At 75.1% G+C, this 24481-nt stretch carries 22 protein-coding genes, 4 tRNA genes and 2 pseudogenes; 14 read left to right on the top strand and 14 right to left on the bottom strand.

Going from position 1 to position 24481, the window contains the following annotated elements:
- Positions 1-58: 58 nt before the first annotated feature.
- The gene (upp, locus tag AB0P35_RS16090; RefSeq protein ID WP_095874028.1) at positions 59-694 is read right to left on the bottom strand and encodes a uracil phosphoribosyltransferase; all 636 of its coding nucleotides are present in this window, start codon (positions 692-694) and stop codon (positions 59-61) included.
- A gap of 145 nt (positions 695-839) precedes the next feature.
- On the opposite strand from upp, the gene AB0P35_RS16085 reads away from it, so the two are divergent.
- The 4 genes from AB0P35_RS16085 (at position 840) to AB0P35_RS16070 (ending at position 2485) form a co-directional block, all read left to right on the top strand.
- Positions 840-1046, top strand: a complete 207-nt coding sequence (locus AB0P35_RS16085) for a hypothetical protein (protein WP_095874027.1) — start codon at positions 840-842, stop codon at positions 1044-1046.
- A 208-nt stretch (positions 1047-1254) separates the two neighbouring features.
- Complete coding sequence (locus tag AB0P35_RS16080; RefSeq protein WP_363511092.1) at positions 1255-1806, top strand: hypothetical protein; 552 nt, start codon at positions 1255-1257, stop codon at positions 1804-1806.
- A gap of 29 nt (positions 1807-1835) precedes the next feature.
- Positions 1836-2351, top strand: coding sequence for a tRNA adenosine(34) deaminase TadA (gene tadA, locus AB0P35_RS16075; protein ID WP_363511090.1), 516 nt, complete (start codon positions 1836-1838; stop codon positions 2349-2351).
- 44 nt (positions 2352-2395) lie between these two features.
- Positions 2396-2485: transfer RNA gene (locus tag AB0P35_RS16070), tRNA-Ser, on the top strand.
- Between the two features lie 73 nt (positions 2486-2558).
- Here the strand turns inward: AB0P35_RS16070 and AB0P35_RS16065 are convergent.
- A pseudogene (locus AB0P35_RS16065) lies at positions 2559-2813 on the bottom strand (tyrosine-type recombinase/integrase); the annotation flags it as partial.
- Positions 2814-3331: 518 nt separating this feature from the next.
- Between AB0P35_RS16065 and AB0P35_RS16060 the strand changes: the two are divergent.
- The 4 genes from AB0P35_RS16060 (at position 3332) to AB0P35_RS16045 (ending at position 6051) form a co-directional block, all read left to right on the top strand.
- Positions 3332-3472 carry a hypothetical protein gene (locus AB0P35_RS16060; protein WP_179419212.1) on the top strand — a complete coding sequence of 47 codons (141 nt, stop codon included), beginning with the start codon at positions 3332-3334 and terminating at the stop codon, positions 3470-3472.
- Between the two features lie 62 nt (positions 3473-3534).
- Positions 3535-3828 (top strand): Dabb family protein, encoded by a 294-nt coding sequence (locus AB0P35_RS16055; protein ID WP_095874024.1) that lies wholly within the window; start codon positions 3535-3537, stop codon positions 3826-3828.
- Between the two features lie 333 nt (positions 3829-4161).
- Positions 4162-4965 carry an RNA polymerase sigma factor SigF gene (locus AB0P35_RS16050; RefSeq protein WP_095875560.1) on the top strand — a complete coding sequence of 268 codons (804 nt, stop codon included), beginning with the start codon at positions 4162-4164 and terminating at the stop codon, positions 4963-4965.
- A 153-nt stretch (positions 4966-5118) separates the two neighbouring features.
- Positions 5119-6051 carry an RNA polymerase sigma factor SigF gene (locus tag AB0P35_RS16045; RefSeq protein WP_363511088.1) on the top strand — a complete coding sequence of 311 codons (933 nt, stop codon included), beginning with the start codon at positions 5119-5121 and terminating at the stop codon, positions 6049-6051.
- 54 nt (positions 6052-6105) lie between these two features.
- Here the strand turns inward: AB0P35_RS16045 and AB0P35_RS16040 are convergent, their stop codons facing one another.
- Together AB0P35_RS16040 and AB0P35_RS16035 are read right to left on the bottom strand one after the other, a co-directional pair.
- Positions 6106-6993 (bottom strand): tyrosine-protein phosphatase, encoded by an 888-nt coding sequence (locus tag AB0P35_RS16040; RefSeq protein ID WP_363511086.1) that lies wholly within the window; start codon positions 6991-6993, stop codon positions 6106-6108.
- A gap of 92 nt (positions 6994-7085) precedes the next feature.
- Positions 7086-7283: a hypothetical protein gene (locus AB0P35_RS16035; RefSeq protein WP_095874021.1), complete on the bottom strand. Its 198-nt coding sequence runs from the start codon at positions 7281-7283 to the stop codon at positions 7086-7088.
- A gap of 166 nt (positions 7284-7449) precedes the next feature.
- Here AB0P35_RS16035 and AB0P35_RS16030 point away from each other — a divergent pair, with 166 nt between their 5' ends.
- A complete protein-coding gene (locus AB0P35_RS16030; protein ID WP_363511083.1) occupies positions 7450-8415 on the top strand; it encodes an aldo/keto reductase in 966 nt (321 codons plus the stop codon).
- Between the two features lie 99 nt (positions 8416-8514).
- Here the strand turns inward: AB0P35_RS16030 and AB0P35_RS16025 are convergent.
- The 4 genes and pseudogenes from AB0P35_RS16025 to AB0P35_RS16010 all read right to left on the bottom strand — a co-directional run.
- Positions 8515-8831 (bottom strand): annotated as a pseudogene (locus AB0P35_RS16025) (C40 family peptidase); the annotation flags it as partial.
- 195 nt (positions 8832-9026) lie between these two features.
- The gene (locus tag AB0P35_RS16020) at positions 9027-9305 is read right to left on the bottom strand and encodes a hypothetical protein (protein WP_363511081.1); all 279 of its coding nucleotides are present in this window, start codon (positions 9303-9305) and stop codon (positions 9027-9029) included.
- Positions 9302-10561 (bottom strand): SPFH domain-containing protein, encoded by a 1260-nt coding sequence (locus AB0P35_RS16015; protein WP_363511079.1) that lies wholly within the window; start codon positions 10559-10561, stop codon positions 9302-9304. Before AB0P35_RS16015 ends, AB0P35_RS16020 begins: the two co-directional genes overlap by 4 nt.
- A gap of 158 nt (positions 10562-10719) precedes the next feature.
- A complete protein-coding gene (locus tag AB0P35_RS16010; RefSeq protein WP_363511077.1) occupies positions 10720-13200 on the bottom strand; it encodes an Ig-like domain-containing protein in 2481 nt (826 codons plus the stop codon).
- Between the two features lie 281 nt (positions 13201-13481).
- Here AB0P35_RS16010 and AB0P35_RS16005 point away from each other — a divergent pair, with 281 nt between their 5' ends.
- Together AB0P35_RS16005 and AB0P35_RS16000 are read left to right on the top strand one after the other, a co-directional pair.
- Positions 13482-13910: a globin family protein gene (locus tag AB0P35_RS16005; RefSeq protein WP_179419433.1), complete on the top strand. Its 429-nt coding sequence runs from the start codon at positions 13482-13484 to the stop codon at positions 13908-13910.
- Positions 13911-13920: 10 nt separating this feature from the next.
- A complete protein-coding gene (locus tag AB0P35_RS16000) occupies positions 13921-15120 on the top strand; it encodes a globin domain-containing protein (RefSeq protein ID WP_363511075.1) in 1200 nt (399 codons plus the stop codon).
- A gap of 50 nt (positions 15121-15170) precedes the next feature.
- Here AB0P35_RS16000 and AB0P35_RS15995 read toward each other — a convergent pair.
- The 3 genes from AB0P35_RS15995 to AB0P35_RS15985 all read right to left on the bottom strand — a co-directional run bounded on the left by AB0P35_RS15995 (position 15171) and on the right by AB0P35_RS15985 (position 15599).
- Positions 15171-15246 (bottom strand) — tRNA-Arg (locus AB0P35_RS15995).
- Between the two features lie 34 nt (positions 15247-15280).
- Positions 15281-15356, bottom strand: a tRNA-Arg gene (locus AB0P35_RS15990).
- Between the two features lie 152 nt (positions 15357-15508).
- A tRNA-Ser gene (locus tag AB0P35_RS15985) sits at positions 15509-15599 on the bottom strand.
- A 230-nt stretch (positions 15600-15829) separates the two neighbouring features.
- On the opposite strand from AB0P35_RS15985, the gene AB0P35_RS15980 reads away from it, so the two are divergent.
- Entirely contained in the window at positions 15830-19042 is a 3213-nt protein-coding gene (locus AB0P35_RS15980; RefSeq protein WP_363511073.1) for a PAS domain-containing protein, read from the top strand.
- Between the two features lie 7 nt (positions 19043-19049).
- On the opposite strand, the gene AB0P35_RS15975 is transcribed toward AB0P35_RS15980, so the two are convergent.
- Together AB0P35_RS15975 and AB0P35_RS15970 are read right to left on the bottom strand one after the other, a co-directional pair.
- Positions 19050-19538: a DUF4396 domain-containing protein gene (locus tag AB0P35_RS15975; RefSeq protein WP_363511071.1), complete on the bottom strand. Its 489-nt coding sequence runs from the start codon at positions 19536-19538 to the stop codon at positions 19050-19052.
- Positions 19539-19626: 88 nt separating this feature from the next.
- The gene (locus tag AB0P35_RS15970; RefSeq protein ID WP_363511069.1) at positions 19627-21285 is read right to left on the bottom strand and encodes a long-chain fatty acid--CoA ligase; all 1659 of its coding nucleotides are present in this window, start codon (positions 21283-21285) and stop codon (positions 19627-19629) included.
- A 189-nt stretch (positions 21286-21474) separates the two neighbouring features.
- On the opposite strand from AB0P35_RS15970, the gene AB0P35_RS15965 reads away from it, so the two are divergent.
- On the top strand, positions 21475-22233 hold the full coding sequence (locus tag AB0P35_RS15965; protein WP_363511067.1) for a group II truncated hemoglobin: 759 nt from the start codon (positions 21475-21477) through the stop codon (positions 22231-22233).
- Between the two features lie 16 nt (positions 22234-22249).
- On the opposite strand, the gene AB0P35_RS15960 is transcribed toward AB0P35_RS15965, so the two are convergent.
- The gene (locus AB0P35_RS15960; protein WP_363511065.1) at positions 22250-23131 is read right to left on the bottom strand and encodes a DUF1906 domain-containing protein; all 882 of its coding nucleotides are present in this window, start codon (positions 23129-23131) and stop codon (positions 22250-22252) included.
- 141 nt (positions 23132-23272) lie between these two features.
- On the opposite strand from AB0P35_RS15960, the gene AB0P35_RS15955 reads away from it, so the two are divergent.
- The gene (locus AB0P35_RS15955) at positions 23273-24367 is read left to right on the top strand and encodes an EamA family transporter (protein ID WP_363511063.1); all 1095 of its coding nucleotides are present in this window, start codon (positions 23273-23275) and stop codon (positions 24365-24367) included.
- Positions 24368-24481 lie beyond the last annotated feature (114 nt).

Genomic DNA, 24481 nt, shown 5'->3' with positions numbered 1-24481 from the left:
CGACGGGGCCCCGCTCCTCCGGGAGGAGCGGGGCCCCGTCGTGTTTCCAGCGGTGGGATCAGCCGGCGGTGCCGTAGAGGCGGTCGCCCGCGTCGCCGAGCCCGGGGACGATGTAGCCGTGCTCGTTGAGGCGCTCGTCCAGCGCGGCGGTGACGATCTTGACGGGCTGGTCGGCCAGCTCCTTCTCGACCACCGCGATGCCCTCCGGCGCGGCCAGCAGCACCACGCCGGTGACGTCGGTGGCGCCGCGCTCGAGCAGCATCCGGACGGCGGCGACCAGGGTGCCGCCGGTGGCCAGCATCGGGTCGAGCACGAAGACCTGGCGGCCGGAGAGGTCGTCGGGCATCCGGGTCGCATAGGTGGACGCCTCCAGCGTCTCCTCGTTGCGGACCATGCCCAGGAAGCCGACCTCCGCGGTCGGCAGCAGCCGGGTCATGCCGTCCAGCATGCCGAGGCCGGCCCGCAGGATCGGGACGACCAGCGGCCGCGGGTGGCTCAGCCGGGTGCCGGTGGTGACGGCGACCGGGGTGGTGACCTCCACCGCCTCGGTCCGGACGTTCCGGGTGGCCTCGTAGGCGAGCAGGGTGACCAGCTCGTCGGTCAGGCGGCGGAAGGTCGGCGAGTCGGTGCGCTCGTCGCGCAGGGTGGAGAGCTTGTGGGCGACCAGGGGGTGGTCGACGACGTGGAGACGCATGTCTCGACCATAACGGGCACGGGCACATGCGTACGACTTGCCGGGGAGCGGCCGGATTCGAGGTGTGGACGGACGGAAACCGGGGAAGCCGAACCGAGACCTTCGGCGTGGTATCAAGCGGACACTTCTGGGAAAGTCGGACCGTATGAAGAGCAACCCGGACCCCGGGGCCGGCTCGACAGACGAGTCAGGGCCCGCCGCCCCCGAGACCGAGGCGCAGCGCCGCAAGCGCCGCACCCTGTTCCTCCGCGAGCTCGCCGAGGCGCGCGAGCTGCGGGCCCGGGTGCAACCCCGGCGCACCAAGGAGCGGCGGATGCGCGAGGCCATGCGGATGCGAACCTTCCGCATCTGACACGGGAGCCCGCGAAACGTCGGCCGCCGACCAGCCATTCCGACACGACCTGCAAAGACGCGCTGCCGAACACCCCCCGCGGCGGCGGGCTTTCTGTCACGATGCCGGAGGGACGGTCCGAACAGCGGGCCGCCTCTGGCGCGGGGGCGGCCAGACCGCGTTCGCCCGAGATCGCCTACAGCCGAGACCAATCTTGGGAGTGTCCCTGGTGGCGTACTTCGCTGCAGTGCTTGCTCGCACCGATGGCGGGTGGGATGTGAGCGAGACGGAGCTCGACGACGTCGAGACCTTGGCCGATCTGGCCGACCTGGCCCGGGAGGCCGCCCAGGACGACGACAGCGTCCTGGTCTTCATCGAACAGGAGGACGCCTGGTTCGCCGTCGTCCGCGTGGACGGCGAGGACGACCCGCGCATCTTCGTCTCCGACGGCGCCGCCGCCGCGCGCAGCTCCTACGGCTCCGTGCTGACCGACGAGCTGATCGACGCCGAGGACTTCGAGGACCTCGACGCCCTGGTCGCGGACGTCGAGGACGAGGAGGCCGCCCTGGACTCCGAGGACGACGCCGACGAGGACGACGGCGCCGACGGACCGACGGGCGCCCAGGCGGGGCCGCTCGGCGACTCCGACCTGCTCACCGACTTCGGCCTGTCCGCCAAGGACCTGCTGGGCCTGGCCGGCGAGGGCGCGGTGCCCGGCGACGCACTCGCCGAGATCGCCGACGCGCTCGGTGCGGGCGAGGTGCTGGAGGCCGTTCGATAACGGCCGGGCCGGTGCCCGACACTGGTGCCATGCCGTCCGCACCCCTCCCGCAGATCACGCCCCTGCCGGCCCCGGTTCGCCCCGACCCGGTACGCGACCGGTGGCGGGACCTGATGCGCCTCGCCATGGACGAGGCGGCACTGGCCACCGCCACCGGCGACGTACCGGTCGGGGCGCTCGTGCTCGGGCCCGGCGGCGAGGTCATCGGCCGCGGCCACAACGTCCGCGAGGCGGACGGCGATCCCACCGGGCACGCCGAGATCGTGGCGATCCGGCAGGCGGCCTCGGCGGTCGGGGAGTGGCGGCTGAGCGGCTGCACCCTGGTGGTCACCCTGGAACCGTGCACCATGTGCGCGGGCGCGCTGGTGCTCTCGCGGATCGACCGGGTCGTCTACGGCGCCCTCGACGCGAAGGCCGGCGCGGCCGGCTCGCTCTTCGACGTTATGCGCGACCGGCGGCTCAACCACCGCCCCGAAGTCGTCCCCGGGGTACTCGCCGAGGAGTGCTCCGCGCAGCTGCTGGCCTTCTTCGAAACCCAGCGCTGAATCGGATTTCGTGACCGCCCGACCCGTCCGGTAGAGTCTCCCTCGGTAGCGTGTCCGAGCGGCCAAAGGAGCACGCCTCGAAAGCGTGTGTGGGGGCAACTCCACCGTGGGTTCGAATCCCACCGCTACCGCCAGAGAGCAGCAACGACTGAGGGCCCCTACTCACGTGAGTAGGGGCCCTCAGTCGTTGCCGTCTCAGTTTCCGTCTCAGTCGGCCCTGTCGGGCCTCCGCTCGGGGTCGCCCGGCCCGCCCTGGGCCTCTGACCCGGACGGCTGCCAGAGTAGCCCGCCGACCCGCTTGGCGATGTCCCGACGGATCGGGTCGACCATGTGCTGGTACCGGGCCGCCATGGCCGTGGATGACCAGCCCATGACGCCCATCACGGCGCGTTCGCTCACCCCGAGCAGCAGCAGGACTGTGGCGGCTGTGTGCCTGGCGTCGTGCAGCCGAGCGTCCCGCAGGCCCTGCGCGTGGTCGACCGGGTCGGTGACACGCACGAGCGGGTGATGGCGCCGATGAAGGGCGCGGTGAGGTCGCCACGACACGCGGGGGCTTCGCCGTTCTGATCCACGGCGAGACGCGGGGAACGCCACCGGGCGGCCCGGTGGCGTCGGGGTTTCGGAGGGGGCGCGGCCTCGGGGGAAATGGGCCGCGCCCCCGTCGGGACTCCCACTACCGGCGCCGCATCAGGGGGAAGCTGCGGCGCGCGGTCCCACAGCGGGGAGTCCCGGTTCCCTGCACCGGGGATTCCTGCCAGATCCCGCGGCACACCTCCATCGTGCGCCACCGGCGGGGGCCGGGCACCCGTACAAAGCCCCCACTCGCGGGGACCTTCGTCCCGGGGAGTGAACACGGCACTCACTCGATGGGCCGTCCGGTGGATAAGCTGCGCAGCAGCAGGAGGGCGCCCGGGGAGAGCGACGGCGGCCCCGCGGCAGGGAGGCAGGCCCGTTCGATGGCTCAGGCGAAGAAGATCGGCATGTATCTCCTGCTCATCTTCGTGATCTACACGATCATCACGTCACCCACCAGGGCGGCGGAGCTGGTGCAGTCCGGGTTCGTGGGCATCTCGGACGCCGCGAAGGCGGTGGGGACGTTCATGACCGGGCTGGTGAACTGAGACCGGCCGGCGAGCGGCTACCGTGGCGGGGTTCGTTCACCCTTCCAGCTAGGAGCGGCATCGTGATCCGGCACCTGGTCCTGTTCAGGCTCAACGACGGCGTCTCGCGGGACGACGAGCGGGCGATCGCCGGTGCGAAGGCGTTCGCGGAGCTCGGTCCGCAGATCCCGGAGCTGCGCGAGTGGGAGTGCGGCTGGAACACCACCGTGCGCGACATCGCCTACGACTACGCGATCAACAGCCTGGTCGAGGACCGGGACGCGCTGCAGGCGTACCTGACCCACCCGGCCCATCAGGCCGCCGCGGGGCAGTGGCGGGAGTTCGCCACCTGGGTGATCGCCGACATCGAGGTCTGATCCCCAGCCCATAACATCGCATACGCACTACCCTTGCGGCCCTCCGCCCCCGACCCCGGGCGGAGGACCGCAGCACACTTCGGCCATCGGCGCACTGTCAGCCAACACGCCTAGAGGCGGTGCTTGCCGCCGATGTGGACGACTTGTGATGCTATGACCGGTTTTGCCGGATCTGGCGAGGTGGTGAGAGCGGCGGGACCGCTCAGGCGGCGGGCCCGGATCGCAGATGTCGACTCTGGGAGGGGTGACGTGTCCGTGCGGACACAGGACAGCGCGCGGGGCACGGACGGGGAGCAGTCCGCCCCGCCGCCCGCGGAGAGCCTCGTCGCGGAGCTGAAGGCGGCCGGGCTGAGGGACCGCCAGAGCGGCACCCGCACGCCCGTGGACGTCCGCACGCTCACCCGGGTCCTGTTCGAGCGGCTCGGCGAACTGCCCCCGGAAGTCCCGGAGCGCGAACGCGTCCGGGCCGCCCTGATCGAGATCAACATCCCGCTGGTGCGCTACGCGGCCACCCGGTTCCGCAGCCGCAGCGAGCCGATGGAGGACATCGTCCAGGTCGGCACGATCGGGCTGATCAACGCCATCGACCGCTTCGACCCGGGCCGGGGCGTGCAGTTCCCGACGTACGCGCTGCCGACCATCCTCGGCGAGATCAAGCGCTACTTCCGCGACAACGTCCGCACCATGCACGTGCCGCGCCGGCTGCAGGAGCTGTGGGTGCAGGTCAGCGGCGCGATGGAGGAGCTGACGGTCACCCACGGGCGGGCACCCAAGGTGCCGGAGATCGCGGCCAGCCTGCGCATCCCCGAGGAGGACGTCAGGGCCTGCCTGGACGCCGGCCGGGCATACAACGCCGCCTCGCTGGAGGCCGCGCAGGAGCACGAGGGCGGCCTGGCCCTGCTGGACCGGCTCGGCTACGAGGACTCGGCCCTCGCCGACGTCGAGCACCGCGACATGGTCCGCCACCTGCTGGTGCAGCTGCCCGAGCGGGAGCGGCGGATCATCATGCTGCGGTTCTTCGCCAACCTGACGCAGTCGCAGATCTCCACCGAGCTGGGGATGTCCCAGATGCACGTCTCCCGGCTGCTGTCGCGCATCCTCACCCGGCTGCGGACCGGCAACTCCTGGGAGGAGTGAGCCGGACGGAAGATCGCGCCGCGTTACCGCCGTGTGACATCTCGCGACGGCCGGGTTTGCCGGGGCCGGTGGGCCGGTATGGGGGTGGGAGGGAGGGCCGATCGGCGGGAACCACGCAGCGCTGATGCCCGTTGAACAGTCAGTCACGAGGGGGTGGGGCGCGTGTCCGGAGAGTCGATCGGTGCGGTCGTCGAGGAGATCCCTGGGGAGCAGGCCGCCGGGGTGCGGGCCGTGCTGCAGGCGATCCCGCAGCAGCAGGGCGGGGAGCGGGCGGAGGGCGCCCCGACGCCGGGGGCCGGGGCCGATCCGGTGGTCGGCGGGCGCCCGCTGGACACCCGGACGCTCTCGCGGTCGCTGTTCCGCCGGCTGGCCGCCCTGGAGCCGGGCGGCGCCGAGCACGCCTATGTCCGGGACACCCTGATCGAGCTCAACCTGCCGCTGGTGCGCTACGCCTCGGCGCGTTTCCGCAGCCGGAACGAGCCGATGGAGGACATCGTCCAGGTCGGCACGATCGGGCTGATCAAGGCCATCGACCGCTTCGACCCGGACCGCGGGGTGGAGTTCCCGACCTTCGCCATGCCCACCGTGGTCGGCGAGATCAAGCGATTCTTCCGGGACACCAGCTGGTCGGTGCGGGTGCCGCGGCGCCTCCAGGAGCTGCGCCTGGCCCTCACCAAGGCGGGCGACGAGCTCGCGCAGAAGCTCGACCGCTCCCCCACCGTCGCCGAGCTGGCCGCCTGCCTCGGCGTCAGCGAGGAGGACGTCGTGGAGGGCCTGGCGGTGGGCAACGCGTACACCGCCAGCTCGCTCGACTCCACCCCCGGCGAGGAGGACGGCGAGGGGCCGCTGGCCGACCGGCTCGGCTACGACGACCTGGCCCTGGAGGGCGTGGAGTACCGCGAGTCGCTGAAGCCGCTGCTGGCGAAGCTGCCGCCGCGCGAGCGGCGGATCATCATGCTGCGCTTCTTCGGCAACCTGACGCAGTCGCAGATCGGCGAGGAGATCGGCATCTCCCAGATGCACGTCTCCCGGCTGCTGACCAGGACTTTGGCCCAGCTCCGGGCCGGGCTGACCGCGGAGGGCTGACAGGGCGCCCGCCGACCGGGCACGCGCCGACCGGCGGCAGGGGCCGCGGGCCGGTCAGGCGAGCAGGTTGGTGCGCAGCCCGTCCAGCACGGCCTCGTCCAGTCCGAGGCCGTCCCGCCAGAAGTCGTCGAAGCTCTCCCAGCCGGCCGCGACCTCCTCGAACGCGGCGTCGAGGTAGGCGCGGTCCGCGTGGAAGATCGGCAGCAGCAGCGCCGGCTCCTTCATCAGGCCGCGGGTGCCGAAGCTGTCCACCACGTGCTCGACGATGGCGGCGGAGCGCTCGTTGGTCAGCAGGTAGTCCGTGTAGACGGTGTCGCGGTCGACGCCGAGGGCGGTCAGCACCAGGGCGGCCGCCCAGCCGGTGCGGTCCTTGCCGGCCGAGCAGTGGAAGAGCAGCGGGGTGCCGTCGGGCTCGGCGAGCAGCCGGATCAGGGTGGCGAAGCGGTCCCGGGCGACCGTGTCGGTGACGAACCAGCGGTAGAGGCCGACCATCATGGCCTCGGCCCGGCCGCCGCCGAGCAGGGCGCGCTGCTTGTCCGCGTCACGGTCGGCGAGCGCGTTGCGCAGGGCGACGTAGATGTCGAATTCGCGGGCGAAGACCGGCAGGTGGTGCAGGGTGATGCCGTCGGCGGTGATGCGCTCGACGGTGACCGGGGTGGCGGAGAGCTCCGCGGCGGCGATCTCGGCGGTGGGCAGGCCGGGCACGATGTCCGGGCCGGCCTCACGGACCTCGGCGAGGCTGCGCAGGTCGACGATCTGGCGCAGCCCGTGGTCGGAGAGCAGGGCGAGGTCCTCCTCGCCGAGCCGGTTGAGCGCGTCCGCGCGCAGGGCGGTGCCCGGCTTGAGCACCCGGCCGTCGGCGGTCCGGTAGCCACCCAGGTCGCGGGCGTTCACGGCCCCTCTCAGGCCCAGGCTGCGCGCGGTCTCGGTGGGCTGGGTCACGGCGGGGGCCTCCTGGGGCACGGGGGACGGCGGGCGCGGGCCCGATCAGTCTAGGGACCGCGCCGCGTCCCGCGGCCCGTGAGCCGGGCCGCCTACTTGACGGCGAGCCAGACCACGCCGCCGATGACGACGAGGGCCAGCACCACCAAGGCGACGACCATGCCGCCACGGTTGGAGGAGCTGCTGCCGTAGGTGTTGACGGAGCCGGGGGCCTGCGGGGCCGGGGTCTCGTCGACGAACGCCCGGAACATCTGAGTGCTGCCGGCGGGGTCGTAGTCGTTGTCAGCCATGGCGAGGACTCTAGCCAACGCCGGTGTCCCCGGAACACCCCGGACCCCTCGCAGGGGTGATCTCCACAGGCTCCCCCCACCTGCATGTGCAACACCCGCGCGACAAGCGCGTGAACACGCGCCCGGCCCCGGAATGGCCGGTCCTCGGATCGGGTTGACTCGCGGCATGACCGACTACCGCAACGACGCCCGCCGGGTGACCCTCGGCGCCTCCGACCTGGAAGTCTCGCCGCTCAGCCTCGGCGGCAACGTCTTCGGCTGGACGGCGGACGAGGCCCAGTCCTTCGCCGTCCTCGACGCCTACGCGGCGGCCGGCGGCAACTTCGTCGACACCGCCGACATGTACTCGTCCTGGGTGCCCGGCAACACCGGCGGCGAGTCCGAGACCGTGATCGGCAACTGGCTGCGCAGCCGCGGCAACCGCGACGCGATCGTGGTCGCCACCAAGGTCGGGATGCACCCGGACGCGCCCGGGCTGAAGGCCGCGAACATCAAGCGGGTCGCCGAAGAGTCGCTCGTCCGGCTGGGCATCGAGCGGATCGACCTCTTCTACACCCACCGGGACGACCCCGGGACGCCGGTGGAGGAGATCGTCACCGCCCTGGACGAGCTGGTGAAGGAGGGCAAGGTCCGCGAGATCGCCGCCTCCAACATCGGCGCGGACCGGCTGGCCGAGTCGCTGGCCTTCTCCGACCGGGAGGGCCTGGCCCGGTACGTGGCGGTGCAGCCGCACTACAACCTGGTCTCCCGCGGCACCTACGAGGGCGGGCTCGCCGACGTGGCGGCGGCGAACGGGCTGTCCGCGGTGCCGTACTACGCGCTGGCCTCGGGCTTCCTCACCGGCAAGTACCGCCCGGGCGGCGCCGAGGTGCCGAGCGCCCGCGCCCAGGGCGCGGCCCGCTACCTGGCGGAGCCGCGCGGGCTGCTGGTGCTGGAGGCCCTGAACAAGATCGCCTCCGTCCGCGGGGTGGAGCCCGCCACGGTGGCCCTGGCCTGGCTCGCCGCCCGGCCGACGGTGGCGGCGCCGATCGCCAGCGCCCGCACCGTCGAGCAGCTGCCGGCGCTGCTGGCCGCGGTCGACCTGCGGCTGGCGGAGGAGGAGACCGCCCTGCTGGACGCGGCCTCCGCGTAGGCCCACGGGCTGCGCGCGGCGGCCGCGGGAGTCTCGCACGCAGGGACCGTCCACAGCCTGTGGACAGAGCGTCCAGGGCCGGCCGACGTGGGTCGGGTGGTAGCCCGCGCGGACGGTGGAGATCCGCACGGTGCGGCCGGGCCGGGGCGCTTCGACGTACCGGCCGTCGCCCAGGTAGAGCGCGACGTGCCCGATGCCGGAGGCCCGGCCGCTGTCCGACCAGAACCGCAGGTCGCCGCGGCGCAGCCGGTCGGCGGTGACGGGGGTGCCGGCGGCGTACTGGTCGCGGCGACCCCCGGCAGGTCGACGCCCGCACGGCGCAGCGCCTGCTGGACGAGGCCGGAGCAGTCGTAGCCGCCCGGGCCCTCACCGCCCCACCGGTGGGGCCTGCCGAGCTGGGCCAGGGCGAAGGCCACGGCCGCCTCCCGGTCGTTCGGCGGACCGGCGGCGGGCTGTGCGGCGGCTGCGGGTTGCGCGGCAGGTACGGGCTGCCCGGCGGGGGCGGGCTGTGCGGGGGCGGGCTCTGCGGCGGCGGCATCCGGCGCGGCGGGCGTGGCCGCCGGGTGGGCGCCCGTGCGGGCGAGGTAGACCGATCAGCGGGCGGTCCAGCGTCACCCCCCGGTGCGGAACCAGTAGCGGGAGCCGTCCCAGCCGGGTCCGTCCGGGCGCGGCAGTGCGCGGGCGGCGGAGGCGCCGGCGCCGAGGCCGGCCAGGACGGCGGCCGAAAGGCAGGCCGCGCGCAGGGCGCGGCGGCCCCGGACGGGTCGGGTGGGCCGGAGGACGCGGCCGGCCGCCCCGTCCGGGCCCGCGACCGCGCAGCGCCGGCAGCGGCAGCCCGCGGGCGTGACCTCGACGAAGGCGATCGGGGCGGGGTCGGCGGCTATGGTCACGCCGGCCGCCCCTCCCTGCGGCCGGCGCCCTCCTTGCGGGCCGGCCGGGCGGCCGGGGCGGGTACCGGGGCGCCGACGACCCCGACGGGGGCGACGAAGGCGACCAGCAGCTGCTCCATCAGCGCGCTGCGGGCGGCCTCGTCGAGTTGGTGGGCGGTGGCCCGTTCGAGGCGGCGGACGGCGAGCGCGGCGGCCTCGACGGCGTCGTCGACCAGGACGGTGCGCAGGCCCGCGTCGAGGTCGGCGAGGCGGCGGCGGCGCATCGACTCGGCGACCTCGGGCGCGTAGTCGAGGGCGATCGGCTGCGCCGAGTACACCTCCAGTCCGGCCGGGTGCGCCTCTGCGGCCAGGGCGCGGCTGAGCTCGTCGGCGAACCACTGGCCGTCCCGGAGCGCCGGGCCGGGTCCCGCGTCGGAGTCGCAGGGCAGCCGGCTGGCGGTACGGCTGAGCACGGCGTGGATCTGCTCGCGCAGGTAGGCCTCGTGCTCGGCCACCGAGAGCACGGCGCGGGCGGTGTCCCGGACCCGCCAGACGACCAGCAGCCGGACGACGATCGGGGTGCCGGTGCGGTCGGTGACCGTCACAGGGTCGCTGCGCCAGTGGCGGAGCCGGACGTCGACGCGGCGGCGCCGCACCAGCGGGTTGACCCAGAGCAGGCCCGCCCGGCGGACGGTGCCGCGGTAGCGGCCCCAGCGGGTGAGCACCCTGGCCTCGCCGCCGGGGTTGGAGAGCAGCCCGGCCAGGACGGCCACCAGTAGCAGGCCGACGGAGGCGACGGCGGCGATCTCGGCGCCGGTCAGCCCGGCGGGGCCGCCGCGCCGCACGGCCTCGGTCCGGATGTCCGGGAGCGCCTCGAACTCCGGCACCACACCGGCCCGGACGAGGACGGCCAGCAGCCCGGCGGTGCCCAGCAGCAGGACGAGCAGGGCAAGCCAGCCGGGCAGCGCGAAGGCGTGCCGCTCGCGCAGCGCCTGGTCGACGCGGGGCGGACGGCGGGTCGCGGGGGTGTCGGTGTCCGGTTCGGCGCGGACGGGGGTGAGCTCTCGGGTGGGCGGGTCCTCCGGCAGCGCGGCCCGGGCGGCGGTGCCCGGGGCGGGGGCGGTCAGGCCGCCGCTGGTGGCGCGGGCGGGCTGGGCCTTGCCGGTGGCGGCGGTCGATCCGGCCGAGCCGGGCCCTCCGGGGCCGCCCGCCGCGGGGTCGGGCGGCCCGGCCGGCCGGGGGGCGGGTCGTGGCGATGAGTCGCGGGTGACGTCCATGCACGGTCCTCGGGTTCGGGTGCGGCAAGGCGCGGGCGGCCGGTCGAAGCGGACGGCCGACACCGGATCTCAGGCTAGGTCGACAAGTCATCAAATGCGACATTTCACGCAAGACGGGCGTGTCGATTCCCGTCGCCATCACGTGAACTGACGAATAGTCAGCCCTTGCGTCGGGTGCCGGAGCCGCGGGCGAGCAGCCGCCGCAGCAGTCCGGCGACCGCCAGGCCCGCGAGCAGCCCGCCGAAGCCGGCGAGCAGCCGGACGTCCGGGGCCGGCCACTGGAACGACGCACGCTCCGGCCGGGGCGGCACCGCCCGCGCCCGGCCGCCCTGTGCGGAACCGCCGTCGGCGGAGGCCGCCGCGCCCGGGTCGGCCGGCTGCTCCGCTGCGGGCGGCTCGGCGGCCGACGGCGAAGGCGAGGACCCGGACGGCGAAGGCGAGACCGGTGCGGGCTCCGCCGCGATCCGCACGGTCACCGGCTCCCCCGCCGTGCTGTTCCCGGCGCGGTCGGCGGCGGTGGCCAGCAGCACCTGCTCCCCCTCCGGCGCGGCGCGGTCGGCGGTGCAGGCCCAGGTGCCGTCGGCGCCCGCGGTGGCGCTGCAGAGGACGAGCCGGTCCCCGCCCGCCGCCTTCGCCCCGACGGTGACGGTGGCCGCGGCCTCCGCCCGTCCGGCGAACCGCGCCCGGGCGGGCGCCGCGGCGCCGGCCTTCGGCGCCTCCAACACGGGACGGGCCGGTGCCACGGTGTCGACGGTCAGCGCGGCCTCCCGGCTCCGGGCGGTGTTGCCGGCCGCGTCCACCGCGGTGGCGGTCAGCTGGTGGACGCCGTCGTCGAGGCTCTCCACCGGCAGGCAGGACCAGCCGCCGTCCGGTCCGACGCCGGTGCTGCAGAGCTCGCCGGCGGCCCGCGGTGTCGGGCCGGCCTCGGTGACCGAGACGGTGCTGCCGGGCTCGCCGACACCGGTGACGAGCAGACCGGGGTCGTTGGTGTACTCGGGCAGGGTGAACGCGGGGGCCGCGGGCGGGGCGGTCTTGACGGTCAGCCGGACGGGCTCGCTGCGCAGCACGGCGCCGGCGCGGGTGGTGACCACTGCGGTCAGGGTGTGCTCGCCGTCGGCCAGTGCCTCGCCGGGTCGACAGGTCCAGCCGCCGTCCTGGGCCGCCGTCGCGGTGCAGAGGGTGCGGTCGCCGTCGGTGACGGCGGTGCTCGCGCCGGCCGGCGCGCCGGGGCCGGCGACCTTCGGGCGGACCTCCGCGGTGACCGTGCCGTTCGCCGGGGCGGAGATCTCCGGGTGGGCGGAGCCGCCGGCGAGGCGGATCCGCTGGTCGACGACCTGGCCGGAGTCGGCGAAGCCGCCCGGGGTGACGAGTTGGGAGGCGTCCCGGGCGATCCGCAGCCTGGCCCAGGTCTCCCCTGCGACCACCCGGCCGGTGACCGCCCACTCCAGGCGGGCGGTGGCGGCGCCCTGCGGCACCTCGGCCTGCACCCGCTCCAGCGGGTCGAAGCGGCCGTTGCGGTCGAAGTCGACCCAGCCGGCCAGGACGGCGGGGCCGGGGCCGGGCGCGACGGGCACGTCGACCCGGTAGCAGTCGCCGCTCGCGGCCTCGGTGGGGAAGCCGAGGGTCGGGTCGGCGCCCGGGTACTCGCCGTGGCCCGGACCGGTGCGGGGCGGCACCGGGTTGGCCCACACGCTGCGGGCCGCCGCGGGGACGAGTTCGACCAGGGGCCGGGTGGGCGCGGCGGGCTGCTCCGCGTCCCCGGACGCCGCCCCGCCGGGGCCGGGGACCAGCGGCCGGGCCGCAGCCGCCGCGGCGGCACGCTCGCGGTGCCGGTCGTCGGTGGCGTCCCGGCCGAGGTAGAGGTCGGAGAGCAGGTGGGAGGCGTTGCCGTAGCCCTGAGGGGCGGTGCCGAGCGACTCTTCGACAGTGACCGTCCAGGAGGTGTGCAGCGGGGGCGGCGTGGTGGTGGAGCCGTCCCGGGCGGTGGTCCGTTGTTCCAGGCGGAGGGTGGCGGTGCCGACGGTGCCGGCCAGTTCGAGGGTGCCGGCGCCGTCGGCCGCGGTGTCGGCCTGCGTGTCGTCGGGCGGGGCGAGTTCGTTGCCGTTCTCGGTCCATCCCGTCCAGGGGGTGCGCCCGACCAGGGTCGGGGCGGTGGGGGTGCCGCCGGTGGCGGTGAGCCGGACGGCGGCCGCGGTGGTGCCGGTGGTGGCGGTGGCCCGCGCGGTGAGGCCGCCGACGTGCAGCCGGGGGTTGCGCATCGGCCGGGAGAAGGCGATCCGCAGGGTGCCGAGGGTGCGCCAGGAGCCGTCCGCGGCGGGTCGGTCGGCGGTGATGTCGAAGGTCTCGGCGGGGTCGCCGGGGCGCGTCCCGTCCGCGAAGGTCGCACCGCTGCCGGCGCTGCCGGCCCGGTCGGCGAGTGCTCCGGGGGCGGCGGTGGCGGTGATGCCGGGGAGCGCGGAGAAGTCGAGCCGGACGGTGAGCCCGGAGGGCAGGGCGGCGGTGCGCTCCTGGGTCCAGGTGGCGGGGCTCTGCTGGGCCGGGGTCGGGGCGGCGAGCGCGGCGGGCAGCAGCAGCCCTGCGGTGGCCGCGGCCGCCAGGGCCCGGCGGGCGGGCGCCGGGAAGCAGAACCGTCGGGTCATCCGGCGCTCCTTCGCTGCCGTGTGCCGGGCCGCGCACAGCCGGGAGATGACGCGGCCATAACATCCGACAAAAGCGAAGCACGGTCGACGGTCCGTCAAGTTCAGACACCCGTAGGCGGATCCTGATGTGCACCCGAACGGCCGCCGCGCCGGCCGGGTCGCCGCCCGGTGGGCGGTTTTCCGCCACTCCGGCCGGATTGCGATCACCGCTCCTGGCGCTTTCCGATCACGTGTCGACGCACTCTGTTCGATATGACGCGCCGTCAGTAGAGTCGGCGCCCGTGAGCATCGACCCCGTTCTCGTGAAGAGCAGTTTCGCCGCCGTCGAGCCGCACGGCACCGAGGTGACGGCCTGGTTCTACCGGCACCTGTTCGAGCACCACCCTGCCGTCCGTCCGCTGTTCGCCGAGCACCTGGACGAGCAGCAGGACCGCCTGTTCGCCGCGCTCGGCGCCCTGGTCGCGAACCTGGAGGACACCGACACCCTGGTCGGCGTCCTCACCGGCCTCGGCCGCCGGCACGCCGGCTACGGCGCGCTGCCGGAGCACTTCCCCGCGGTGGGCGTGAGCCTGATCGCCACCCTGCGGCACTTCGCCGGCGACGCCTGGTCGCCGCAGGCGGAGGCGGCCTGGGCGGCGGTGTACGGCGTGGTGGCGGACACCATGGGCCGCGCGCTGGTGGCCGCGGGGCCCGCCGGGGCGGACGGGTGAGGCCGGGGCCGTGGCCTTCGACCCCGCGGTCCTCCGGGCCGGCCTCGCGGTGGTCGAACGCCGCGCGGACCAGCTGACCGCCTACTTCTACGCCCACCTGTTCGCCCACAACCCCGGTGTCCGGGCGCTCTTCCCGGAGCGGATGGAGGAGCAGCGCGACCGGCTGCTCGCCGCGATCACCCACCTGGTGCAGCGCCTCGACGAGCCGGAGCGGCTGGCCGGCTACCTCACCGCCCTGGGCCGCGACCACCGCAAGTTCGGCGCCCGGCCCGAGCACTACCCGGCCGTCGGCGCGAGCCTGCTCGCCACCCTGCGGCGGTTCGCCGGCGCCGCCTGGACCGAGGAGCAGGAGAAGGCCTGGACCGAGGCCTGGACGGTGATCTCCCAGGCCATGATCGACGCCGAGCGGGCCGTCCCGGCCGACGAGCCGGCCTGGTGGCAGGCCGAGGTGGTGCACCGGCGGTGGGCCGCCCCGGACGTCGCCGTGCTCACCCTGGCGCCCGACCGGCCCTACCCGTTCACGCCCGGCCAGTACCTGACGCTCTGCTCACCGCGGGTGCCGCAGGTCTGGCGCCCGTACTCGATCGGCTGCGCGCCGCGCGTCGACGGCACCCTGGAGGTGCACGTCCGCCGGGTGCCGGACGGGCTGCTCTCCCCCGTCCTGGTCGACGAGGTGCTGCCCGGCGAACAGCTGCGGCTCGGGCCCGCGCTCGGCACCGCGGTGCTCGACCCGTACTCCCGGCGGCCGCTGCTGGCGGTGGCCGGCGGCACCGGCTGGGCCCAGGTCAAGGCGGTGGTCGAGGCGCTCGCCCAGCGGGGCGACCGGCGGGCGACCGTCCTGCTCGGCGCCCGCAGCGACGCCGACCACTACGACCTCGACGCGGTGCGCGCCCTGGTCGACCGGTACGCCCGGCTGGAGATGGTGCTGGCCGCGCCCGAGGACGGGGCCGGCCGCGCCGAGGCGGTGGCGCTGGTCCACGAGGGCCTCATCCGGCTCGGCGACTGCTCGGGCCGGGACGTGCTGCTGAGCGGCCCGCCCGACCTGGCGCCCGCGGTGGCCGCCCGACTGGCACGGCTGGGCGCGGACCCGGAGCTCGTCCGGCACGACCCGGTGCCGGACACCCTGGACCGCAGCCGGCCGGCGAGCGCTGCGGAGCGCTTCCTGCAGCCGCGGGACATCGCCTGGATCAACCGGACCGAGCTGGGCTGACCGGCGCCCTGGAACGACGAAGGCCCCGGACGGTGTCCGGGGCCTTCGGGTGGTGCGCTCAGCAGGATTCGAACCTGCAACCTCTTGATCCGTAGTCAAGTGCTCTATCCGTTGAGCTATGAGCGCCTGGGCGACCCCGAGGGGCCGCTGCGGCGGGTTGTGGTGCGCTCAGCAGGATTCGAACCTGCAACCTCTTGATCCGTAGTCAAGTGCTCTATCCGTTGAGCTATGAGCGCTCGCCCTGGCGGCTGGCCTCCGGGGCGGTGCGGGGACAACATTACATGACCGTCGACCGGGGGTGAAATCGATTGATCCCGGGCTCCTGCGGCCGCCCCTCGGGGCAAACGGAAAGCCCCGCCGGCTGATGCCGACGGGGCTGTCCACGAGGCGGAGGCTGAGGGATTTGAACCCTCGATGGGCTTTAAGGCCCAAACCGCATTAGCAGTGCGGCGCCATAGACCGGACTAGGCGAAGCCTCCTCCACCCGGAACGCGCCCGATGACCCCGGACGCACTCCGTGCGCAAGTGATGATGCCACAGCCCACGGGCCCGACACCAACCACCGACAACGTTACTAGGCGGGTCGTCCACAGCGCAAAGAACAATGAGATACTGCCGGGGCCCGAGGAGAGCGCGAGCCGCGAGCGCCCGCCGTGACCAGCCGGCGAGCCCCGCCGACGTGGCCCAAGCCGTGAGGAGACCTGTCGACGTGAGCAGCAGGCCGACCCGAGGCGCTGCTCGCCTCGCCGCGATACTCGACGCGCTGCCCGACGCGCTGCTGTTGGTGAACAGCAACGGCACCGTGGTGGACGCCAACAAGGCCGCCGTGGAGAGCCTGCAGGCGCCCGGCACCTCCCTGGTCGGGCGCGGCCTGCTCGACCTGCTGCCCGAGTTCGACCCGAGCCGCATCCCCGGCTCGATGCGCCCGGCGACGGCCGAGTCCGAAGGCCTGGACAAGCCGGTCCGGATGACCGCCCGCCGTACCGACGGCAGCACCTTCCCGGTCGAGGTCTCCGGCAACGACTTCGCCGACGACGGGGCCGCCGAGGGCCGCGGCTACGTCCCGTACGACCCGTACCGCGAGGGCTCCGGCCAGGACCTGCTGCTGCTGCTCGTCCGCGACCTCTCCGGCCGGCTCGGTGTCGAGGCGGAGCTGCGGCGGCAGCACAAGCAGACCGAGATGATCCTCCGGGCGGCGGCCGAGGGTGTGCTCGGTGTCGACCTCGAGGGCCGCGTGGTGCTGGTCAATCCGGCGGCGGCGCACATTCTCGACTACCGGGCCAGCGAGCTCGGGGGCCGCGAGCTGCACCCGCTGGTCCAGCACTCGCAGGCGGACGGCACCCCGCTCGCCGCGGACGGCTCCGCCCTGATGGACACCCTGCTGTCCGGCCGCAAGCACCGGGTGCGCGGCGCCGTGCTGTGGCGCAAGGACGGCACCCCGGTCACCGTCGACCTCACCACCGCCCCCGTCCGGGACGGCGAGCAGCTGGTCGGCGCGGTGATGACCTTCACCGACCGGACGAGGGAGCTCGCCCTCGTCGCCCGCAACGAGCACCTGACCGCCGTCCTGGAGACGGAGCTCGGCGACGCGCTCACCGCCCTGCACACCCGGATCGACGCGCTCGCCACGGACCCGGCCGGGCAGCTGTGGCCGGAGGCCAACTGGACGCTGCGCCGGCTCGCCGACGAGTGCCGGCGGTTCGGCACCCTGATCGACGGCGTGCTCGCCCACCAGGCCTTCGAGGCCGACGTGGAGAGCGGGCGGCAGCAGCTCAAGCGCAAGCCGGTCGGCCTGGACGCGGTCGTCCAGCGGGCGGTGGAGCACGCCGGGGAGCTGGTCGGCCCGGGCCGGGTGCGCTACTCGGTGCACGCGGCCGCCGTCGACGTGACGGCCGACCGGGAGCGGCTCGCCCGCGCGCTCGCCCACCTGGTGGCGGACGTCAGCGGTATCACCCCGTCGCTGGACGCGCCGGGGACGGGCGTGTCGCCCGCGCTCGGCGTGCCCGCCCTGCCGCCGGTCGGCGGGGACGCCCCGATGGTGGTGGTCGCCGCGGCGCAGCGCGGCGAGGTCGCCCGGATCGAGGTCCGCGGCCCGGCCCGGCAGAGCAGCCCCGTCCACCTGCCGATCGCGCGCGGCACGGTCGAGCGGCACGGCGGCGTGCTGCAGCGGCACGAGCTGCCGGGCGGCGCGGGGACGACGTACGTGGTCGAGCTGCCGCTCGACCCGGCGACGGCGCGGGCGGCCGCGGGCCGGCCGAGCGTGCCCAAGGAGACCGACACCGCGATGCTGCCGGACCTGCCCCAGGTGGCGTCGGCCGAGCCGCGGGAGAGCGGCCCGGCGGAGCCGGCCGGGCGGGCCGGGCGGGCCGGGCGGGAGCCCGCCGACCACGACCGCAGCGGGCCGGTCCCGCTCGGGCCGATGGCGGCCGCGCCCGCCGAGTCGCCGGAGCCGCAGGCACCGGCCGCCGAGGGGGACACCCCGCCGAACGGTGTGCCCGTGGACGCCGGTGCCCGTGCGGCGGCTGACGGCGCGTCGGAGGGCGCCTCCGGCGAGGAGCCCCGGCCGGCCCGGCGCCGCCGCCGGGCCGCGGCCGACGAGACCCCGGCCGGCGCCGTCGCGCTGCCGGGTGTGCCCGAGCCGGGCATGCCGGTCTACCCGGGTCTGGAGCACGCCCTGCCTGCCGGTCCGCCGGTCGCCCAGCCGCCCGTGCAGCCCACCGGCCGCCGCCGGCGGCTCGCGGTGCCCGCCGAGCCGGAGCAGGCCGGATCGGCCGGTGCCCCGGAGCAGCCGGCTCCCGCCGCGCTGCCGGCGCCGGCCGCCGAGGCGGCGCCGGCCCCGTCGGCAGAGCTCGAACCGGCCCGTCCGGCGGTGCCCGAGCCCGCCGTGCCGGCCCAGCCACAGCCGGTCGGTACCGGGCTCGGCGAGCTGAGCCCGCCGCGGCCGCTGCAGAGCGCGTTCGCGGCGGCCTTCCCCAGTGCCTTCCCACAGCCGGAGGCCGCCGCGGTCGGCCGGTCCGGTGCCCCGGCCGAGCTGCCCGCACTACCGGCGCCGGCCCGTGCCGCGGAGCCGGCCGTCCCGGCGGCCCTGGAGCCGCGGACGCCGCCGCGTCCGCTGTCCGAGCTGGCCCCGGCCGGTGCGGCGCCCGTACCGGCGGACGAGCCGACGGTGCTGGTGCCGGCGGTCGACGGCGGGCCGCGGCGGCTGCTGGTGTGGCCGGAGCCGGACGCCTCCACCAAGCAGGCGCTCCAGGACCGCGGCTACCGGCCGGTCATCGTGCGTTCCCGCGAGGAGGTCGACGCGCAGGTGTCGGGCTTCCCGGCCGCGCTGTTCGTCGATCCGCTGACCGGGCCGATCACCCGCACCGCGCTGGAGTCGCTGCGCACCGCGGCGCTGAACCGGCAGGTGCCGGTGCTGGTCACGGCCGGCCTCGGGCAGGCGGCCCGGGACTCGGCGGCCGGCGCCGACCCGGCGGTGCTGCTGCGGGCGCTGGCCCCGCGGGACAGCGAGAACCACGCACCGCGGGTGCTGCTGGTTGAGTCCGACCCGGACATCGCCGGCGCGATGATCGCGAGCCTGGAACGGCGCGGGATGCACGTCGAGCACGCCGTGGACGAGAACGACGCGGTGGCCCGGGCGAGCAGCGTCCAGCCGAACCTGGTGGTGATGGACCTGCTGCGGATCGAGCGCCGCCAGCTGGGCCTGCTGGACTGGCTGCGTGCCAACGACCGGCTGCACCGCACCCCGATGGTCGTCTACACCTCGGTGGGCCTCGACCCGAAGGAGCTGCCGCGGCTGCGGACGGGCGAGTCGGTGCTGTTCCTCGCGGAGCGGTCGACGACCGAGGACGTGCAGTCCAGGATCGTCGACCTGCTCGGCCGGATCGGCTCGCTCTCCGAGGCCGGTACGGCCGCCGGGGGCTGACGCCCGCTCAGTGGTGGGCGTGGGCCGCGGCATGGCCCCGCCCGCGGGAGATCAGCCACCGGTTGACCGGCACGGTGAGGGCGAAGGCGATCGCCAGCGAGAGCAGCAGGGACGCCCAGAACAGCGGCCTGCCGAGGCCGGCGTCCATCGCGCCGGGCACGGTGACCATGACGGTGTTGTCGATCAGCTCCATGACGAGGATCGACACGGTGTCGGCGGCGAGCGCGACGCGCAGGGCCGCGCCGAGCGGCAGGCCGGCCTTGCGCACGCCGCGCATGGTGAGGGCGTAGCCGAGGACGAAGGCCAGCGCGACCGAGAGCGCGACGGTGGCGCCGGTGTGCAGGCCGAGGGCGGTGCCGAGGACCATCCCGAGGATCTCGCCGGCGGCGCAGCCGGTGAGGCAGTGCAGGGTGGCGCGGACGGCGGTGGACCAGCCGGTGCCCTGCTCGGCGGACTGCTGGTGGTGGTGTGCGGGGTGGTGCGGGTGGTGCTCCATGGTGCGGGCTCCTCTCCCCTCGCGGGTTCCGTCCAGCAGGAACGTGATACCCCTGGGGGGTATTCCGCGAGGGGAGAGGAATCTCCGGCTACTCCTTGCCGAGCAGGGTGACGTCCAGCCGGTCGGCGGCGTAGTCGGCCCGGATGACCTTCTTGTCGAACTTGCCGACCGAGGTCTTCGGCACCGCCTCGACGATCGACCAGCGCTCCGGCAGCTGCCAGGAGGCGACCCGCTCGGCGAGGAAGGCGCGCAGCTCGCGCAGGCCGGCGGTGGCGCCGGGGCGCAGCACCACGGTGGCCAGCGGGCGCTCGCCCCACTTCTCGTCCGGCACGGCGACCACGGCCGCCTCGGCGACCTGCGGGTGGGCCATCAGATGGTTCTCCAGCTCGACGGAGGAGATCCACTCGCCGCCGGACTTGATGACGTCCTTGGCGCGGTCGGTGAGGGTGAGGTAGCCGTCCGGGGTGATGGTGCCGACGTCGCCGGTGCGCAGCCAGCCGTCCTCGCTGAACTTGTCCTCGGGGCGCTCGGGGTCGCGGCCGGCGCCGCCGTAGTAGGCGCCGGCGATCCACGGGCCGCGGACCTCCAGCTCGCCGGCGGCCTTGCCGTCGTGCGGCATCCGCTCACCGCCGGGGCCGATCAGCCGGGCCTCGACGGAGGCCGGGAAGAGGCCCTGGGTGAGCCGGTAGGGCCACTCCTCCTCGGCGGTGAGGCCGCCCGGCGGCAGCGCGAAGGTGCCGAGCGGGGAGGTCTCGGTCATGCCCCAGGCGTGCACGACGTTGATGCCGTGGCGGTCCTCGAAGGCCTTCATCAGGGCGGGCGGGCAGGCGGAGCCGCCGATGACCACCATGCGCAGGCTGGAGGTGTCGTAGGAGCCGGCGTCGAGCTCGTCCAGCAGGCCGGTCCAGATGGTGGGGACGGCGGCGCTGACGGTCGGCCGGATCCGGGCGATCATCTCGGCGAGCGGCTTGGGCTGCAGGAAGCGGTCGGGCATCAGCAGGTTCGCGCCGGACATGAAGGCGGTGTGCGGCACGCCCCAGGCGTTGACGTGGAACATCGGCACGACCGGCAGCGCGGTGTCGCGGGAGGTGAGGCCGAAGCTGTCGGCGGCCATCACCTGCAGGCAGTGCAGGTAGACCGAGCGGTGGCTGTAGACGACGCCCTTGGGGTCGCCCGTGGTGCCGGAGGTGTAGCAGAGGGCTGCGGCCTGCCGCTCGTCCAGCTCGGGCCAGGGGTAGGCGGTGGGGCGGTCGGCGATCAGGTCCTCGTAGTCGTGGACGGTGCCGGCGAAGCCGTCGAGCAGGGAGCGGTCGCCCTCGCCGCTGACCACGATGTGCTCGAGGGTGTCGTTCAACTGTCCGAGCACGCCGGCGAGCAGCGGCAGCACGCTGCCGTTGACGACGACGACGTGGTCGGCGGCGTGGTTGACGATGAAGGCCAGCTGCTGGGCGGGCAGCCGCAGGTTGAGGGTGTGCAGCACGGCACCCATCGAGGGCACCGCGAGGTAGGTCTCCAGGTGCTCGGCGTTGTTCCACATCAGGGTGGCCACCCGCTGGTCGCCGGTGACCCCGAGCTCGTCGCGCAGGGTGTGGGCGAGCTGCGCGGCGCGGGCCCCGACCTCGGCGTAGCTGCGGACCACGGGGCCGGTGCCGTCCCAGGTGGTCACGGTGGAGCTGCCGTGGACGGTCGTCCCGTGCGCCAGGATCCGGGCAACGGTGAGCGGTACGTCCTGCATGGTGCTGAACACGCGGGTCCTCCTTGACCGGTGGTGGGTCTCGCGGCGGGCTACTCGCAGGTAGTCGCCGCTGACGTGCCGATTCTTTCCCCGGCCGGGGCCCGGTGTCAGCATCCGTGGCGGAGTTGAGACCAGCGTCTCCGGGGCCCGGCCGGCGGGCGACGGGTTGCCCGGAGCGGCCGGCCGCGCTTGAGTCGTGCCATGACCGTCGAGTACATCCGGTACCGGCTCGCCGGGCCGCAGCACCGGGCCGCCTTCGAGGCCGCCTGCCGCCGCGCCGTGGACGGCCTCGGCGGGGCCGGGGCCTGCGTCGACTACGCCCTGGAGCGCTCGGCCGGGGATCCGGACGGGTACGGGCTGCGCATCCGCTGGACGTCCGACGAGGGCCGGCAGGCGTTCTGGGAGAGCCGGGAGGGCGAGGCCCTGGTCGCCGCGCTCGCCCCGTACGCGGAGCCGTCCGGGCTGTCGGTGGAGGAGGCCACCCCGGTCGCCGGGCGCGGCGGCTCGGTGCCGACGCTGTACGAGTGGGCGGGTGGCGCGCCCGCGCTGGAGCGCCTGTTCACCCGCTTCTACGAGCGGGTCGACGAGGACGGGCTGCTGGCGCCGGTCTTCGCCGGCAAGGACCCGGCCCACGCGCGGCACGTGGCGGCCTGGCTGGGCGAGGTGTTCGGCGGCCCGCCGGCGTACAGCACGGAGTACGGCGGCCACCGGCACATGGCCTCGCGGCACCTGGGCCGGGGCATCACCGAGGAGCAGCGGCGCCGCTGGGTGGCCCTGCTCACCGACACCGCGGACGAGGTCGGGCTGCCGGACGACCCGGAGTTCCGCGCGGTGCTGGCGCACTACCTGGAGTGGGGCACCCGGATGGCGGTGCTCTACTCCGGTCCGAACCCGCCGCCGCTGCCGGAGTCTCCGATGCCGCGCTGGGACTGGGGGATCACCCCGCCGTACCGCGGCTGAGCCGGCTCCGGGCCGCTCAGCCGACCAGCGAGTCGAGTTCGTCGCGGTCGATGGTGAGGGCGTTGCCGCCGTAGGACTCCTGGACGTTGCCGCGGTACTGGTGGATCCGGCGGTGGTCGGTCCACAGGTCGGGGTTGAGGGCGCCGGCCCCGTCGGTGGTGTTGGCGTGGTCGTCCCAGCGGGCGTACCAGACGGCGTCGGGCAGCGGGGAGCTGCCGGCCCTGGCGGCGGCGGCGAGGTCGGCGATGCCGGACTCGGCGGAGGAGTAGAACCCGGCGAGGTGGCCGGCGGCGTGCAGCGCCTGGGTCCAGCCGACGGTGAAGTCGATCACGGCCTGGCTGCAGCGGGTGTCGCCTCGCGGGTAGGCCTCGATGTCGAGGTAGACCGGGCTGCCGTCGCCGAAGCCCAGGGCGCGCATCGCCGAGACGGCCTCGGCGCCCTCCTGCTGCCCCTGGGCGACGGCGTTCGCCGGGTCGATGTGCTTGGGCTTGTTGCTGCTGGTGCTGCACGGCGCCTGCAGCCCGACATGGGTGGGGACGAACTTCCAGCCCATGTCGCGGGACCTCGTCACCCAGTCGGCGGTCAGCCGGGACTGGCTGCAGCCGCGCTGGGAGCCGCTCACGTAGATGCCGACCGCGCCGTACGCGGAGTCGTCCCACCAGGTCTGCATGGTGGCGAGCGGCGGGGCGGTGCAGGCGTCGAAGCCCGGGCCGGAGTACAGCTCGCCCTCCGGCAGCCGGACCCCGGAGGACGGGTCGGTGGCCGGGTCCGCGAGCACGGTGCGGACCGGGCGCGGCGCCCCGGGGCGTGGGGCGGCGGCCGCCGCCGGGACGCCGACGGAGCCGAGCAGCAGGACGGACGAGGCCGCGGCCAGCGCGGCGGTTCCCAAGGAGCGCACGTCACAGTCGTACTGACGGATCGTCCGACTCCGGCGGCAGGCGCGCGCCGCCCGGCCGCCGATTCACCCGACCGGTGGGCCCGTCCCGCATCCTGGTAACAGGCTTGCAACCATATGACTCCTTACGTCAGACTCGACCGCATGTCCGCTGCCAACACCTTCGAGCCACTCCGCACGGCTCACACCGGCGACCAGGTCGCCGACGCCTTCGCCATGCCGCCCTCCCCCAAGGGCGAGCCCGCCGGCGAGCGCGGTGGTTGGCGACGACGCGGCCCCGCCGCCGCTGCACCCCCGGACCGGGGCACGGGCACCACCCGTACCGAACGGCACCGGCCACCGGCCGGCCGTCCCGGACGGACCACCACACCGCAGCGGCGCCTGGGATCGATCCCGGCGCCGCTGCTGTGCGTGGCGGCCATGGTCACCTGCCAGCTCGGCATCGCCTCCTCCAAGTCGCTGTTCGGCGTGCTGGGCGTCGGCGGGGCCACCTTCCTGCGGCTGACCGTCGCCGCGGTGGTCCTGCTCGCCGTCACCCGGCCGCGGCTGCGCGGCCGCAGCCGCCGCGACCTGGTCTCGGCCGTCCTGCTCGGACTCGCCTCCGCCGGGATGACCCTGCTGTTCGCCGGCGCGACCGACCGGCTGCCCATGGGCACCGCCTCGACCATCGAGTTCCTCGGGCCGCTGGCCGTCGCCATCGCGCTCTCCCGCCGGGTGAGCCACCTGCTGTGGGCGCTGCTCGCGGCGGGCGGCGTGGTGCTGCTGACCCTGCTCGGCGAAGGGTCCGGCGGCACGGCCCTGGACCCGGTCGGCCTCGGCTACGCCTTCGGTGCGGCCGCCTGCTACGCCGGCTACATCCTCTTCACCGACAAGGTGGGCGCGGTCTTCAAGGGCTTCGAGGGCTTGGCCGTGTCCCTCACGGTCGCCGCACTGGCCGTCGCGCCCTTCGGCGCGGCGCAGGCCTGGCACGGGCTCTCCGCCGCCTCCGCGCCCGCCCTGCTGCTGCTCGCGGTGGCCGGGGTGGCGCTGCTCTTCCCCGTGGTGCCGTACGCACTGGAGATGACCGCCCTGCGGCGGATGCCGCAGCGGGTGTTCAGCGTGCTGGTGAGCCTGGACCCGGCGGTCAGCGCCCTGGTCGGGCTGGTGGTGCTGGGACAGCTGCTCGGCGGGGTGCAGCTGGCCGGCATCGGCTGTGTGGTCGCGGCCAGCGTCGGGGCCACGCTGACGGCCAGGCGCTGAGCGGTCGCGGCGCCCGGGAACGGCCGGGCGGGCGGTGCCGCAGTGCGGCCCCCCCCCCCCGCGGGGGCGCCGCGCGGCGGAGCGGCCCCCCGGCCGCCCCGGGAGAGGCAAGGT

Source organism: Kitasatospora sp. NPDC085879, assembly GCF_040686255.1.
Lineage (GTDB): Bacteria > Actinomycetota > Actinomycetes > Streptomycetales > Streptomycetaceae > Kitasatospora.
The sequence above is the reverse complement of the archived record's forward strand: the minus strand, read 5'-3'. Positions and strand labels throughout refer to the sequence as shown.